The organism is Acidiferrobacter sp. SPIII_3 (genome assembly GCF_003184265.1).
Taxonomy (GTDB): Bacteria; Pseudomonadota; Gammaproteobacteria; order Acidiferrobacterales; family Acidiferrobacteraceae; genus Acidiferrobacter.
This window is the reverse complement of record NZ_CP027663.1, coordinates 2,822,501-2,836,635: the sequence shown is the minus strand read 5'-3', so window position 1 is coordinate 2,836,635 and position 14,135 is coordinate 2,822,501. Positions and strand designations below refer to the sequence as shown.

The window sequence follows — 14,135 nt, the reverse complement described above, 5'->3', positions numbered from 1 at the left end:
GGGGCGCTAAATCCAGAACGCGGTTTTGGTCATGACGCGCGCCGCGAGCCGCATCGCGAGCCGCGCCGGCCAGGGCAGGGGTTGCCCGCCGGCCTCCATGGCCGAGGCCGCGTGTCGCGCCTCGTCGGCGGCCATGTGTTCTATGATCGCCCGGGTCTTTTGGTCGGTGGCCGGGAGCTTGGCGAGATGGCCTTGCAGATGGGCGATGACCTGCCGCTCGGTCTCGGCGACGAAACCCAGGCTCACCTTGTCGCCGAGCAGGGCGGTGGTCGCCCCTATGGCGAAGGATCCGAGATACCAGACGGGCGTGAGATAGCTTTTGTGCGTCTTCAGTTCCTTGATGCGGGCCGCCGTCCAGTGAAGGTGTTGAAGCTCGTCACGACCGGCCGTGCGCAGGGTGTCGTACGCGTGCGCATCCCGCGCGCACAAGGCATGGCCTTGATAGAGTGCCTGCGCGGCGATCTCGCCGGCATGGTTGACGCGCATGAGCCGTCCCCCGAGTACGCGTTCCTCGGGCGACAACCCGTCCTGCTCCCGTGGCACGGTCTCGGGGTAGGGGTCTGCCGGGGGTGGTACGAGCACCGACTTCAGGCCCTGGTCGAGCTGGTCGATGATGCGGTCGAGGCGGCTAAATGTTCTCATGGCCTGACACTCTAACACGGGTCATCGAGTGGTGGGAGTTGCCGGGCCACTACCAAAAGCGGATGCCGGACCGGAATATCCACCCCGTGCCGGGCGAGCGCCGCGGAGAGATGCAGGGCGCAGCCGATATTGGCGGACACCACCACATCGGCCCCCAGCTCGCGCGCCGCGCTGGCCTTGGAATGGGCCAGGGCTTGCGCCCGCGCCGGTTCACGAAGGAAGTAATCGCCGGCGGCGCCACAGCAGACCTCGTTGCCCGGCAGTTCGATCACGCGTGCCCCCGGGATGCGGGCGAGCAGGTCATAGACAAAGCGCGTGCCCCCGAGGGCGTTGCGCAGCGAGCAGGGGTCGTGTACGGCAATGGTCTGCGGCAGCGGCGCCAGCGTCAGACGCCCGAGGTCGGTTTTTTCCACCAGATAGCGATGAATATCAGAGACCGCCGGGAACCGGCCGCCGGGTTCCGGGTCGTAATGGCGAAGCTCGGCGGCGCAGCCTGATGCCACCGACACGAGCACCGGGGCGCCGTCGGCGAAGGCCTGGCGATTGCGTCGCCGCTGGCGGCTGGCAATATCAGCGAACCCGGCATGAGCGGCGAGCGCCCCGCAACAACCCTGGGTACGCGGCACGTGCACACGCACACCGAGGGCGTGCAGGATGCGCATGGCGGCATTCAGCACCGGACGGTCGAGGTCGGCGGTGCATCCCCGGAAAAGCGCGACATCGGCCGGGCCCGCGCCTTGACGGTCGGCGCGCGCCGGGCGTGGTCGGGCGGGCAGGCCGCGCACGGCATCGCGAAGGCCCATGGGCGCGGCTCGTGGTCGCGACACAGACCCGAGGGTGCGCGCCGCGGCGTACGCGATGGCCACGGCCCCGGGAAGGTCGACGGCCTGAATCAGGGCCCGGTGCCGTTGTCGGCGCCAGGTCCAGGGACTCTTTCCGGCGAGAAAGGCGCGACCGTTTTTCAGGAGCGCCCCATAGGGGACGCGGCTGGGACAGGCCCTTTCGCAGGCAAGACAGCCAAGACAGTGATCGATGTGCGCGGTCAAGGCCGGCGTGACCGGCAGGACGCCGTCGGCGGCGGCGCGCAGCAGGCTGATACGTCCGCGAGGGGACTCGTTTTCGTTTAGACTGTCCCCATAAGTAGGGCAGTGCGGTAGGCACAAGCCGCAGGCCACGCAGCGGTCGCTGGCCTCGCGTATGGCGGCCGCGAGCGTGGGTGACGGGTCGTCACTTGGTTTTGGGCGATGAAGAAGCGGCATGGGGGCCTCTTGTACTATAGACAACACGTCTTTTTTTGCACGAACGAGCGCGCCGACGGGCGGCGGTGTTGCCAGCAGCAGGATGCGCGCGCCTTGCGGGATTATGCCAAACAGCGGATCAAGGCACTGGGGCTTGCCGGCCAGGGCGGCGTGCGCATCAATACGGCCGGGTGCATGGACCGCTGCGAGGAAGGACCGGTCCTTGTCGTCTACCCGGAAGGCATATGGTACACCTACGTCGACCGCGAGGACATCGATGAGATCCTGGAGCAGCATGTCGTGGGTGGGCGACCCGTCGAGCGACTACGCCTTGACCGGGTTTAAAAACTTGACCGGATTTAAAAAAAGGAGGGACTGGGAACCAGCCCCTCCCTCCATGGTCATACGAAGCAAGGATACAGACGCCCTTGACAGCGAGGGACTTATATTAGATAATTATTATATGCTTTCTGCGGATCGGACCCATGAGCCCGACCGCATACCGGCTCCTCCATCCTCCTAGTGGTGGTTCAAGGCGTGGTCTACCCCACGCCTTCTTTTTTTCTCCGCTCTATATATCACAATGCGCGCAGGGGTCAACTGTTATCGCAGGGAAGGCGTTGACAGCGCGGCTGCTCCTCCGTACCATGCGGCGCTTCGTACTCTTCGCCTCGGAACAGATTTCCATGACGACCTTCACGGCTAAGTCAGAGACAGTAAGGCGCGACTGGTTTGTCGTCGATGCCACGGATCATGTGTTGGGCCGGCTTGCCACCGAACTCGCGCGCCGGCTGCGCGGCAAGCATAAGCCCGAGTTCACGCCGCATGTGGATACCGGCGACTACATCGTCGTGGTGAACGCGGAAAAGGTCCAGGTGACCGGCCGTAAGGCCCAGAACAAGCTCTACCACAGCTATTCGGGGTACCAGAGCGGGCTAAAGACCCACACCTTCACCGAGATGAAGGCGCGCGCGCCCGAAGAGGTCATCGAGGCGGCGGTGCGCGGGATGTTGCCCAAGGGGCCTCTTGGCCGCCAGATGTTGCGCAAACTGAAGGTCTTTGCGGGCGGCGACCATAAGCATGCGGCGCAGCAGCCCAAGCCGCTCGAACTGAGAAAGGGATAAGGAACCGACATGGCCGAAGCCAAGCATTACGGGACGGGGCGGCGTAAGTCCGCCAATGCGCGTGTGTACTTGAGTCGCGGGAAGGGCGCGTTTCTGGTCAACAACCGGCCGGTCGACGAGTATTTCGGACGCGAGACCTCGCGGACGCTCGTGCGCCAACCGTTCGCGGTGACCGAGACCCTGAACCATTTCGATGTCAAGGTGAACGTGCGTGGCGGTGGTCCGAGTGGTCAGGCGGGGGCCGTGCTGCACGGCATCGCGCGGGCCTTGCTCGCCTACGATGAAACGTTGCGCCTGCCGTTGCGGCGCGCGGGTTTCCTGACGCGGGATGCGCGTGAGGTCGAGCGCAAGAAGGTCGGCCTCCACAAGGCCCGCAAGCGGCCACAGTACTCCAAGCGCTAAGGCGCCCCTCTTTGGGGGATCGTCTAGTGGTAGGACAGCGGACTCTGACTCCGTTAACCGAGGTTCGAATCCTCGTCCCCCAGCCAATAATGCCCAGGGCCTGGGCGCGCGCCTAGGCCCGCTTCGGTCGTTGCAAGCCGCATTGAGCGATGCGCCGGCCCGCGCGGCCTGCAGGAGCGTATCGGTGGGCGGTTGGGGCCCGCAACGGCCCGGGGCTCAACCCTTTCGGGCACCGTCGTCACGCCCATGATGCCCGAGACCGTCTCGTGAAAAGACGAAGCCCCGCACGAAAAACCGCCAGCGCCATTGCCGCCACCATTCCCTGCCACCAAGATCTCCGCGACCATTCTTGACTTCGGTGAGCCGCTGCTGGCACCGCTTGGCGGGTCTCCGCCCCTCGATGTGATGCGCGCCGCGCTGGATCTCATCGTCTGTGTGTGGAATGGCCATGTGCTGGCCATGCCATGCTGGCGTCAACCGGACATTCTCGAGGCATTGGAGGCGATCATGCGCGCCAGCGCCACCCCCCGCGAAGTGAGACAGGCCTATGAACAGCTCGCGGCGCGGCGTCGCGAGAGGTTTGCCGGCGACGCCCGTGCGGTCGGTGAATGGGGTCTCGTCCCCAATCACGAGGGCGGGTATAGCTTTCGCTGCGACGCGCGCAAGCCGCCTGGCTGAAAGGCCTGCTGTACGCCTTGCGACGCGCGCGACCTCATGGTCTCGGCGCGGCGATCACGCCGGCCGCGATAGACGCGGGTCCGTGCGGTCCGCGGGGGGCTTTTCGGGACGCGCCGGGCAAGACCGGGGAAGCGTGCGCACCTTGCGACGACGAAAATCACAGGCTCTATCGGTGTCCGGTCACGCTCGAGGTCCGCAAGACTCGCGGACGCATCCTCTGGCGGTAGCGATCCGGCGCCGGGGCCTGGTGTGGAGCGCGCATGAGGAGGTCATGGCCGCAGGCCGTCACGGCGCGCTTCGGAAAACCTCGAATCGCCGTGCGAGCCGCTCACGATCCGGGCGGTCGCGATTGCGCGCCGGCAGGTGGATGGCTTCCCCGTCCAGGCGTTTCAGCGCCTCCAGCATCGGCCCATCGCGCTGGACCAGTAGCCTCTCGGAGACGTGCAAGCGGTAGTCGGGGTCAATGCCGATCAAGTGCGCATCGAAGGCGGCATGATGGATTTTGGAGAGCGGGATGCCGTTGGACACGACCGGTTGCCCGTAGCCGACATCGCCGTCGGCTACGATATGGGCGGCGTCCAGGAGTCGTGCCTCGGGGAGTCCGGATAAGGCGCAGCGCCCCGCGTAGGCCGTCAGGACGGCCTCTCGGAACGTGTTTTGGTGGAGGCGCCTTTTGACGGTGTCGAGGGCATAACGACGCTCGGGCGCGGTCGCGGGCAAGGATAACCCCGCGGCATCGGGGAGCCCAAAGGCGATGCGCGCGGCGAGGCGGGTCCCATCCCAATCGGCGATGAACGCCGGAATGATCGCTTGATAGAGACCGGGCGCGAATCCGAGAAAATAGATGAGCGGCACCTGGTCTGCGAACGCCTCGCGCAGCCACTGGTTCTCGGCGGCCCCGGGGTTCTGGCCCATGAAGGCGTAATCCACGGTCTCATGGGCCGCAAAGATCTTGCGGTGCGCCTCGCGCTGATCGTCATACCAGATGCGCGCGCCGCTTCTTGGAAACACCGTTCGGATGGACAGGCAGGATCGCATTGATCGTGGCTTGAAGATGCCGCGCTGCGGGTTGACGAGCGCAATGCGATCCCCGTGGAATACAAAGCCCTCGCGGATCTGGGCGGCGGTCAGGTGGCCATACAGATCCTGGAGCCGCCGCACATGGTGGAAGGCCGCCTGGCGGATGAGCGAATCATCGACCGGCGCCGATACGGTCTTCATGACCGGCAGTCCTCGTGGTTCCCGTCGTGCCCACGGCAGGTTGTTCCTGCCCTGTCGATCTCACGGTTCATCCCGTCATCTCCCAGCCGCTCATGGCACCCTGGAGGCCCCTTCGGGTGGTTATGGTGGCGGCGTCCCAGGAGCGAACATTGGTGTGCCTGCCATGCTACTCGCGACAGGCTTTGTGGAAAAGTGGCGACCGCTTGTCAGGGGCGGGGATGGGCCCGTTGCCCTGGCGCGCGGGCCGCGGCGAGTGGGCCGCGGCGAGTGGGCCGCGGCGAGTGGGACACGATGGGGGTGGGAAGGGGTGATGGAGGCGGGGCAGTCGCGAAACGGTGCACCCGGTAGACGCGATCACGCGTGAGGTGATAGCGGTAGGTATTGACGATCACGAGGGTGCCTCGTTGTATTGGCAGGCCGCGTGGGGCGGTGGCCACCACGGTGGGACCGTGGGCGAGTTTGACCGTTATCATCTCCCGTGGGAGATCATAGGCCGCTGTCGCGTCCATGGAGATGTTCGTGACCGTGCCGCGGGCCACCGCGATCGGTCCTTCCCGATAGTCGCTGATCTCAAAGAAAAAAGACGCCCCCACGCCCGTGGCGACGACCGCCAGCATGAGCATGTGGGCTATCGCCTCTCCGGCCGTGACGCTCGGACGCCTTGTGAGATGGGTGGGCATGTCCCCAAAGTGTAGCCGTTTCGATCACGCCGCGTGGTCTGCGGTCGGGCGCGCGCCGGTATGGCATTGCGCAAGGCGGGCCGGTGTCGCCTGCGGCCGGCGGTGTCGGGGTCTAATGGCCGGTTGCGGTACGGTGCGATCCCGTGATGGCCTGTAGTAAGAGGGTATCCAACTCCTCTTCGGCCGCCTGCAGCCGCATGAGGGTCGTAACCCCGGCCTGCTCGCCACAGGCGTACTCGCGCATGGACTCCATCATGAGGTGATGGATGCGGGCGTGGAGCGTGCCAAGCGGCGTGGAGACCTGGGATTGCAGGGCCTTATGAAGCGGGCAGGAATCGGTGGCAAGCGAGGTCTCGGGGATCGGGGGGCGGGCAAGCCGCAGGGTCTCGATCGTGCCCTTCAGCAGCTTTTTATGGCCGGCGCGTGCAAGCCACGGCACGGCCTCGGCGCTCGCCGGCCGTCGTCTCCACAGGTCGGGGGCTCGCCAGCCATGCACCCAGTGGATCACGGCGTCGAGGGGGAGGGGTTTGCTGATGGCATAACCCTGGCCGTACTCGCAGCCGAGATCGCGCAGAAGCAGGCCTTGCTCGGGCTGCTCTATCCCTTCGGCGACGGTGGTCAGATGCAGGACGCGCGCCGCGGTCAGGATGCCGCTCACGATCGCGAAGTCCTGCGGGTTCTCACCCATGTCGCTCACGAAGCTCTTGTCGATCTTCAGGATGTCGCACGGTAGTTTCTGGAGATAGTTGAGCGAGGCGTAGCCGGTGCCGAAGTCGTCGAGGGCAATGGCAAGCCCCAGCGCGCGGCACTCGCCCAGTATTTCACCGGCCAGCGCAAGATCGGGGAGCTCGCTGGTCTCGGTGATCTCGATCTCCAGGTTACGCGCGATGCCGGGGTCCTCTTTGAGGGCCGCCTGAATATCCTTCAAAAAGTCCGGATGCAGGAGGTGGCGGCTATGGATGTTGACCGCGATCGGGACGCGTATCTCCTCGCGGGCGAGATGGCGGATCGCCGCGCTTGCCTGATCCAGCACATAGAGATCCAGTCGGCGCATGAGATCGGTGTCCTGTTCGATCACCGGAAAATATTCCCCCGGGGCCCAGATCTGGCCGTCGGCACGCGGCCACCGGAGCAGCGCTTCGAGGCTGCGCAAACGCCCGGTGGTGATCTCCACCTGGGGCTGGAAATACAAGACCGGGGTGCGTTCGCGCAAGGCCGCGATGAACTCATGCTGCAGCCGGTGTTGATTCAGCAGGCGTTCCTCGAGGGCCGGCGTAAAGAAGCGGTAGAGGTTCTTGCCGAGGCGTTTGGCCTCGTACAAGGCGAGATCGGCGCGCCTTATGAGGTCATCCACCTGATCGCCGTCGCCAGGGGACAGGCTGATCCCGACGCTGGCCCCTATCGCCAGCTGCTCATGGCCGGCGGCCACGAAGGGATTGTCGAGCGCCCAGCGGATCGCTTCTATGGCGGACTCCGCCTGGGCCCGTTCGTCGACGGGGGACAGGATCAGTCCGAACTCGTCGCCCCCGAGTCGCGCGACCGTCGCGCCCGCGGGGACGGCCGCACGGATGCGCGATGCTATCCGCCGCAGGAGTTCGTCGCCGACGATATGGCCGAACTGGTCGTTGATACCCTTGAACCCGTCCAGGTCCAGGATGGCGACGGCCAGACCCTTGCGCCGTTGCGGGGGCAGTGCCAGGGCGGCCTCGAGTTTCTGGCGAAAGAGCACACGGTTGTCGAGGCCTGTCAGGGCGTCGTGGCGCGCCTGGTGGATGAGCTGTTGCTCGCGCTCCGTATCCTCGAGTGAGAATGCCAGGTCCTGGGCCAGGCCTTCCAGGAGGCGCACGAGCGGCGGCGCAAACAGGTTCAGCCGTTCGGATCCGAGGGCGAGTATCGCCACGATCCCGTTTTTGGTTCGAATCGGGACGGCGGCCGCCGATTGCGTGCCCGCCTGGTCGTGCATGGCGCGCCACGGGGTGAAACGGTTGTCGTGGGAGAGATCATCCGTGATCTCGGTGTGCCCGCTGCGCACCGCCCGTCCGGCCGTGCCCAGGCCTTCGGGGCGATTCGGGTCGGCGGTGAACACGCAGCGGAACCAGTCGATACCAAGCGGGCGCTTCTCGCTGAATGCCACGACCCGTATATCCCCCGAGGCCTCGACCCGGCCGATCCAGGCAAACAGCAGGCCGGTGTAGGCGATGATGATCCGGCAGGTCTCGGCGAACAGCCGGTCCGGGTCCGGGTGGCGCACGATGAATTGATTCAGCTCGCTCACCGCCAGGTAGAAGTCGCGCTGTTGCTCGGCAAACAGCCGCTCTTCGCGGATGCGGTTGTCGGCCATCGCCTGGACGGCCTCGGCGCGCGCAATCTCCTGGCGCGAAGCCCGGTAGTAGAAGGTCGCGCTCACGAGCAGGGCGAATATCAGCGCGAGCGGCACGGCGAGCCTGTGCGCGAAGGTCTGAATCACGTTCTTCAAGGGCAGGCTGACGCCGGCCACGAGGCCGTAGCGCGCGGACTGATAGGCCCCGAAGCGCCAGCCGGTCTGCGTTTGTCCCGCAAACGCCCCGCTATCCCGGTGCGCTGCCCTCTTCAGGGCGCGCATGAGTGCGCCATGGCGTACACGAGCATACCGCGCGTGCGCCGAACCCGGGATTTTGTATTCGAGGGTGCCGTTGCGGTCCACGATGAAGATGTGGAAGTGCGGTGGAAGCTTCTGGATGAGCGCGCGCAGGCGCGGCCAGGTGGAGAGCGGTCGCTCCAGGATCAGGGTCTCGTGCGCGACGAATGGCCGCGCGAACAAGACCCGATGGCCGTCCGAAGTGGCCAGGGGGGGCGAGAAGCATAAGCGATGGCGCAGCAGGCACAGGGTCGTGACGGAAGGGATGGCGCGGTGCAGCATCGCCGGCGGGATCGCAAGCGGTCGGGCCGCCGCCAGGATGCGGTCGTGGGCGTCGATGATGGCGGCATCGGTGTCGTGCGGGTGGTCAGCCACATAACGGCGCAGCACACCGGCACGTTCCGCTCGGGGCGTCCGGCGCAAGAGGGTATTCAGTCGGCGCATCCCGTCGGACGTGTTCTCGAGATAGGCCTGCTCCACCCGTCCGATGGCCGCGGCCATGATGGCCAGGCGGTGACGCGTGGCGAGTTCGAGTTCGCGCCATGTGGCGACCACGAAGGCGAGCGTCGTGATGAGTATGCCGAGTACGAAAAACGCCCACAGACGGCTGACGGCGTGTGGGCCGCGGTCTTTAGGCGCCGGCGCCATGCTCACGATCCGCCCCCCTCGTCGCCCACGGGGGCCGATTGGACCCCGTTCGCGCCACCGACATGGACCCCCAGGCCCGCGGACACGTTCGCGGCGTATCCGCCGGATCGCCTGCCTGTCATAAGACCACCCCATGGTCGTGTCGTATATAAGCAAGCTCTTCTGTATTGCTTTTGCCAAGGCCGCTTGCTATACATCCCCAGGATAGACGTTGCAGCGTCTAGTGGTTAACAAAAAAGAAAATATCCTGTTCGGTGAGGAGGCAATTCCAACATGAAGTGCAAGGTGTTGACGGCCGCGGTGAGCGCGGCCTTGGTGGTGGTCCCGATGGCCGCCGTGGCCGGCGTCAAGATCGGCGGCATGGCCCAAGGGGAGATCGGGTACTGGAAGGACACGAGCAAGGGCGTGGTGCAGAGCCAGGGTACGAACATGCTCGATAACGGCCGTGGCCGCCTGTGGATCGAGGCCGACCAGAAGCTGGGTTACGGTCTGACCGGCATGGCCTATTACATGCTGAAGATCAACACCGTAGGCGGTAATAGCGGCGCCACGGGCATCGATCAGTCCCCGTATGCGCCGGGTACCGACGCCGGCGAGAAGTATGTGGGCCTGAAGGGCGCCTTCGGCTCCATCGAGCTTGGTAATATCGCCAGTCCCTACAAGTACACGGGCGGCGTCATGTGGGATGCCTTCGTCACCACCGACCTGCAGGCGCGCGGCAACGGCGGCATGTCCGCGGGCGTGTTCGGCCAGAACGGCTTCATGTCGAACTCCATCCTCTACCAGTCCCCGGATTTCAGCGGCTTCCATGTGGCCTTCGCCTATAGCCCGATGAATGCCGGTGTGAATGGAAGCAATCCGGCGGGCCAGCTGACCGCCCAGCACGGCGACTACGCCGCCGCCGTGCAATGGAAGGCCCTGGGCTGGAGTATCTTCGTGGCCCGCGACCATGCCTCGGCCCCGGCCGGTGACCAGACCTTCAAGCCCTATGCCGCGCCGCTCGCGGTCGGTAATGGCTTGGCGTATGGATTTCCCGCGAACGGCCAACCTGGACCGGGGTCGCATGCCATTCCCGGGTCGGGTGTTGCCCAAAACAACACCAAGTTCGGTGTGAAGTACAACTTCGGTCCGGTGGCGGTCATGAGTCAGGTGGAAAACCTCCAGACCTCGGGCGAGGCCAACCCGACGCGCGACTACTTCCTGGGGGTCGACGGTGCCGCCGGTCACTGGACGCCGGTGCTGCAGTTGGGCGAGACCACCGACAAATACTTCGTCGGCACCGACATCAAGGTGAGCTACGTGGCGGTCGGTACCTTCTACAACTTCAAGAAGGGTTTCAGTCTCTACGGCGGCTACCGGCGCACGCGTATCACCGGGGCGTCTTCGGCGGTCGCGGTCGCGGCGGGTGCCAGCAACGGCACCCAGAGCGTGTTCTCGATCGGCATGCGCAAGGTGTTCTGAGTCGTATTCGGCAAGACGCGACGGACGGGGCCTTAAGGGCCCCGTTTTTTTTGGGGCTCTGCTACAATGGCGGCCTCTTTAGAGGGGTTCTCCATGGTCAAGGTCGGGATAATCGGCGGCACGGGTTATACGGGTTCCGAGCTCTTGCGGCTCTTGAGCCGTCACCCGCGCGTGACCGTGGCCGCCATCACCTCGCGCGCCGAGGCCGGCCGGAATGTGGCGGACCTCTTTCCGAGTCTGCGCGGCCGGTGTGATCTCGCATTTACCGATCCCGAGGACGAGGGGGTCTTGAAGGGTTGCGATGTGGTGATGAGCGCGACCCCCAACGGCATTGCCATGACTCATGCCCCGCGGCTGCTTGCCGAAGGCGTGCGCATGATCGACATCGCCGCTGATTTCCGGATTCGCGATATTGCCGTCTGGGAGCAATGGTATGGCATGAAGCACGCCTGCCCGGGGCTCGTGGCCGAGGCCGTGTACGGTCTCCCGGAGCGCAATCGCGCCGCGATCCGCAAGGCGCGGCTGGTCGCCAATCCCGGATGTTATCCGACCGCCGTGCAGCTTGGTTTCCTGCCGCTTGTCGAAAACGGTCTCGTGGATCCGTCGTCGCTCATGGCCTCGGCGGTGTCGGGCACGAGCGGGGCCGGGCGCGGGGCGCATGTGCCGATGTTGTTCGCCGAGGTCGCGGAGTCGGTGAAGGCCTATGCCGTGGGCGGCCACCGTCATCAGCCGGAGATCGCCCAGGGGCTTGCGCAGATGGCCGGCCAATCGGTCGAGTTCGTGTTCGTGCCACACCTCGTGCCCATGATCCGCGGTATCCACGCGACCCTCTATGCGCGCCTGAAGGATCCCTCCGTCGACCTACAGGCGCTCTACGAGACGCGTTACCGGGATGAGCCCTTCGTGGACGTCCTGCCGGCCGGCGGACACCCGGAGACGCGCACCGTGCGCGGTACCAACCTCTGCCGTATCGCGGTCCATAGACCGAAGGGCACGGACAAGGTCGTGGTCCTGAGTGCCATCGACAATCTCACCAAGGGCGCGAGCGGCCAGGCGGTGCAGAACCTGAATCTGATGTGCGGCTTTGGGGAGACCGAGGGTCTCGGCGAGATCGCGCTCTTCCCCTGAGTTGTCGCATCCCGCCGGCCGGCTATACTCCCCCGAGTTTCCGTGGAGGTGTCGTGGTAAACCATATCGGTGATCTCGTGGTAAGGCGGCGCGTCTCGCCGGTCGCGCGGTACGGGCTGATTGCCGCGGGTGTCGCCTTCGCCGTCCTAGGCGGGGCCGGGTTGTTTTGGTGGGGCGAATCGGTGGCCGGCTACGACGTCGGTCGCGCGGCCCATGACGAGGCCCGGGCACGCACCCGCATTGTCCGCTTGCGGCACGAGGTCAAGAGGCTTTCCGCGCAGCTCGCCATGAGCAAGCGTTTGCTCCAGTCGGGAAACGTCGCCTACGCCGCGCTGTCTGCGGCGCTGAAGAAGAGTGATGAGAGACGCATGCATTTGAAGGAGCGCGTCGGTTTTTATGAGACCGTCCTGGGGGCCTCGAAGGCCGCCAAGGGCCTGGAAATCGACAATTTCCAGGTGATCCGCGCGTCGTCGGGCTGGCGATACCGCCTGGTCTTGGTGCAGCCGTTCGCGGCCAATCGCTGGACTTATGCGCGCGTGCGCCTCACCGTTCAGGGGCAAGGTGCGGGCCGTCCGTCGGGCGCGTCAACCGCAAGCCTTGTTGACACGCCACGCGTTGTACACTTTAAATACTTCGATGAGGTCCGCGGGCCCTTGAAAGTGCCCGCGAATGTCATCCCGCACAAAGTCATGGTCCGGGTCGTGTCGGGCGGGCGGGTCGTCACGCACAGTTATCCGTGGCCGAACCCGACGTCTCCAGGCCCCCACGAATGAGGATACGCATCATGCTGGAGAAGATGGGAAAGAAGTCGGCCGAAAAGCCCTGCAACACGATAGACACCCTGATTGGCGAACAGACCCAGATCACCGGCAACCTGGTATTTTCCGGGGGCTTGCGTATCGACGGCAAGGTCCAGGGAGACATTACCGCGCAGGGCGACGGCAGCACCCTGATCTTGAGCGAACGCGGCGAGGTGACGGGCAATATCAAGGTCCCGCATCTCATCATCAATGGGACGATCAAGGGCAACGTCCACTCCTCGGAATGCGTGGAGTTGCAGGCCAAGGCCGAGATTACCGGCGACATGACCTACAAGAGTCTGGAGATGGCCCTCGGCGCCACGGTCAATGGCGGGCTCATCCATGAGGCGGAGAAGGGGACACCGAAGCTGAAGGCCATAGGCGCCTCCGATCCGGTCATATCCTAGGCCCGTTTGACCGCACACCCGGGCGCGCGGATAATGGTGGACAGCGAATTTACGAGGATTCATCAGCATGACTGAAGCCGTTGCCACCGAGATGCCGAGCCCTTTGAATTTCACCGACAGTGCCGCCCAAAAGGTGAAAGAACTGATTACCGAGGAAAACAACCCGGCGTTGATGTTGCGGGTGTTTGTTTCGGGCGGCGGCTGCTCGGGTTTCCAGTACGGGTTTACGTTCGACGAGAACGCCAATGAGGATGATGCCCGCATCGACAAGGGCGGCGTCACCCTGCTTGTCGACCCCATGAGTTTTCAGTATCTGGCGGGCGCCGAGATCGATTATCAGGAGGGTCTGGATGGCGCCCAATTCGTCATCAAGAATCCGCAGGCCAAGAGCACCTGCGGGTGCGGGTCGTCATTCTCGGTCTAGCGTCAACCCGGATCGACTGCGGTCCCCGAAGGCCCCTCCCGCGAGGGGCCTTCGCTTTTGTGGCGCTCACGCGGGGTAAAGGGCGCCGAGCACGACCGGATGGCGGGCACCCGTGACCGATGGGAGATTGCCGGGGCGCCCGGCTTTTGCCTCGCGGGCGAGCCAGGCGAAGGCAGTGGGCTCGACCAGCTGTGGATCGAGACCCAGCCGGGCAGTCGTTTGGACCGGGATTGCGAGGCGCTCGGCGATCGCCGCCACGAGCACCGGGTTTGCGGTGCCGCCACCGCACAGATAGACCTCTTCCGGGGCCAGCGGGGCGAGCGCCTCGGTGATCGTGTCGGCGGTGAGGGCGACGAGTGTCGCTTGAACATCGGCGGCATCCAGATCCCGGCCGAGCCGCCGCAGGCGCTCATCGAGCCATTCCGAGGTGAAGTGCTCGCGCCCGGTGCTCTTGGGCGGCGCGGCCGCGAAATACGGATCATCCTTCAGAAGCCCCAAGAGCGCGCCATACACTTGCCCGCAAGCCGCCAGTCGCCCATCGGTATCCTGAGGTTGGCCGGTGTGCCGTCGGGCCCAGCCATCGAGCAGGGCGTTGCCGGGTCCGGTGTCGAAACCCTGCGTGGCGGCGCTCGTAGCGGCGGCGGGGATTATCGTGATATTGGCGA

General features: G+C 65.3%; 15 protein-coding genes and 1 tRNA gene (1 of these 16 cut by a window edge). 10 read left to right on the top strand and 6 right to left on the bottom strand.

The window, feature by feature from the left end; genetic code table 11:
* Nucleotides 1-6: 6 nt before the first annotated feature.
* Nucleotides 7-642, bottom strand: coding sequence for a 2-polyprenyl-3-methyl-6-methoxy-1,4-benzoquinone monooxygenase (gene coq7, locus C4901_RS14425; RefSeq protein ID WP_110137916.1), 636 nt, complete (start codon nt 640-642; stop codon nt 7-9).
* Between the two features lie 11 nt (nt 643-653).
* Complete coding sequence (locus tag C4901_RS14420) at nt 654-1,901, bottom strand: (Fe-S)-binding protein (RefSeq protein ID WP_110137915.1); 1,248 nt, start codon at nt 1,899-1,901, stop codon at nt 654-656.
* Between C4901_RS14420 and C4901_RS14415 the strand changes: the two genes are divergently transcribed.
* From C4901_RS14415 to C4901_RS14395, 5 genes are all read left to right on the top strand, one after another.
* The gene (locus tag C4901_RS14415) at nt 1,887-2,225 is read left to right on the top strand and encodes a ferredoxin (protein WP_110137914.1); all 339 of its coding nucleotides are present in this window, start codon (nt 1,887-1,889) and stop codon (nt 2,223-2,225) included. The two genes, C4901_RS14420 and C4901_RS14415, sit on opposite strands and share 15 nt — an antisense overlap.
* Nucleotides 2,226-2,566: 341 nt before the next feature.
* Complete coding sequence (gene rplM / locus C4901_RS14410) at nt 2,567-3,004, top strand: 50S ribosomal protein L13 (protein ID WP_065971721.1); 438 nt, start codon at nt 2,567-2,569, stop codon at nt 3,002-3,004.
* A 9-nt stretch (nt 3,005-3,013) separates the two neighbouring features.
* The gene (gene rpsI / locus C4901_RS14405) at nt 3,014-3,406 is read left to right on the top strand and encodes a 30S ribosomal protein S9 (RefSeq protein WP_110137913.1); all 393 of its coding nucleotides are present in this window, start codon (nt 3,014-3,016) and stop codon (nt 3,404-3,406) included.
* A 12-nt stretch (nt 3,407-3,418) separates the two neighbouring features.
* Nucleotides 3,419-3,492 (top strand) — tRNA-Gln (locus tag C4901_RS14400).
* A gap of 220 nt (nt 3,493-3,712) precedes the next feature.
* Nucleotides 3,713-4,084: a hypothetical protein gene (locus tag C4901_RS14395; protein WP_110137912.1), complete on the top strand. Its 372-nt coding sequence runs from the start codon at nt 3,713-3,715 to the stop codon at nt 4,082-4,084.
* Nucleotides 4,085-4,369: 285 nt separating this feature from the next.
* On the opposite strand, the gene C4901_RS14390 is transcribed toward C4901_RS14395, so the two are convergent.
* From C4901_RS14390 to C4901_RS14380, 3 genes are all read right to left on the bottom strand, one after another.
* A complete protein-coding gene (locus C4901_RS14390) occupies nt 4,370-5,305 on the bottom strand; it encodes an HNH endonuclease (protein ID WP_110137911.1) in 936 nt (311 codons plus the stop codon).
* Between the two features lie 206 nt (nt 5,306-5,511).
* Complete coding sequence (locus tag C4901_RS14385) at nt 5,512-5,985, bottom strand: hypothetical protein (RefSeq protein WP_145960748.1); 474 nt, start codon at nt 5,983-5,985, stop codon at nt 5,512-5,514.
* A 112-nt stretch (nt 5,986-6,097) separates the two neighbouring features.
* On the bottom strand, nt 6,098-9,250 hold the full coding sequence (locus tag C4901_RS14380; RefSeq protein WP_168185753.1) for a bifunctional diguanylate cyclase/phosphodiesterase: 3,153 nt from the start codon (nt 9,248-9,250) through the stop codon (nt 6,098-6,100).
* Nucleotides 9,251-9,523: 273 nt separating this feature from the next.
* On the opposite strand from C4901_RS14380, the gene C4901_RS14375 reads away from it, so the two are divergent.
* The 5 genes from C4901_RS14375 (at nt 9,524) to erpA (ending at nt 13,470) form a co-directional block, all read left to right on the top strand.
* On the top strand, nt 9,524-10,711 hold the full coding sequence (locus tag C4901_RS14375) for a porin (RefSeq protein ID WP_110137908.1): 1,188 nt from the start codon (nt 9,524-9,526) through the stop codon (nt 10,709-10,711).
* A gap of 93 nt (nt 10,712-10,804) precedes the next feature.
* Nucleotides 10,805-11,839, top strand: coding sequence for an N-acetyl-gamma-glutamyl-phosphate reductase (gene argC / locus C4901_RS14370; protein ID WP_110137907.1), 1,035 nt, complete (start codon nt 10,805-10,807; stop codon nt 11,837-11,839).
* 53 nt (nt 11,840-11,892) lie between these two features.
* Entirely contained in the window at nt 11,893-12,612 is a 720-nt protein-coding gene (locus C4901_RS14365; protein WP_110137906.1) for a DUF6776 family protein, read from the top strand.
* Between the two features lie 11 nt (nt 12,613-12,623).
* Complete coding sequence (locus C4901_RS14360; protein ID WP_205736037.1) at nt 12,624-13,046, top strand: polymer-forming cytoskeletal protein; 423 nt, start codon at nt 12,624-12,626, stop codon at nt 13,044-13,046.
* A 67-nt stretch (nt 13,047-13,113) separates the two neighbouring features.
* Complete coding sequence (gene erpA, locus C4901_RS14355; RefSeq protein ID WP_110137905.1) at nt 13,114-13,470, top strand: iron-sulfur cluster insertion protein ErpA; 357 nt, start codon at nt 13,114-13,116, stop codon at nt 13,468-13,470.
* A 66-nt stretch (nt 13,471-13,536) separates the two neighbouring features.
* Here erpA and C4901_RS14350 read toward each other — a convergent pair whose 3' ends face one another.
* Nucleotides 13,537-14,135: the 3' portion of an anhydro-N-acetylmuramic acid kinase gene (locus C4901_RS14350; RefSeq protein ID WP_110137904.1), read on the bottom strand. It continues 535 nt past the right edge of the window; 599 of the gene's 1,134 nt are visible here — the last part of the coding sequence; its start codon lies off the right edge, out of view; the stop codon is at nt 13,537-13,539.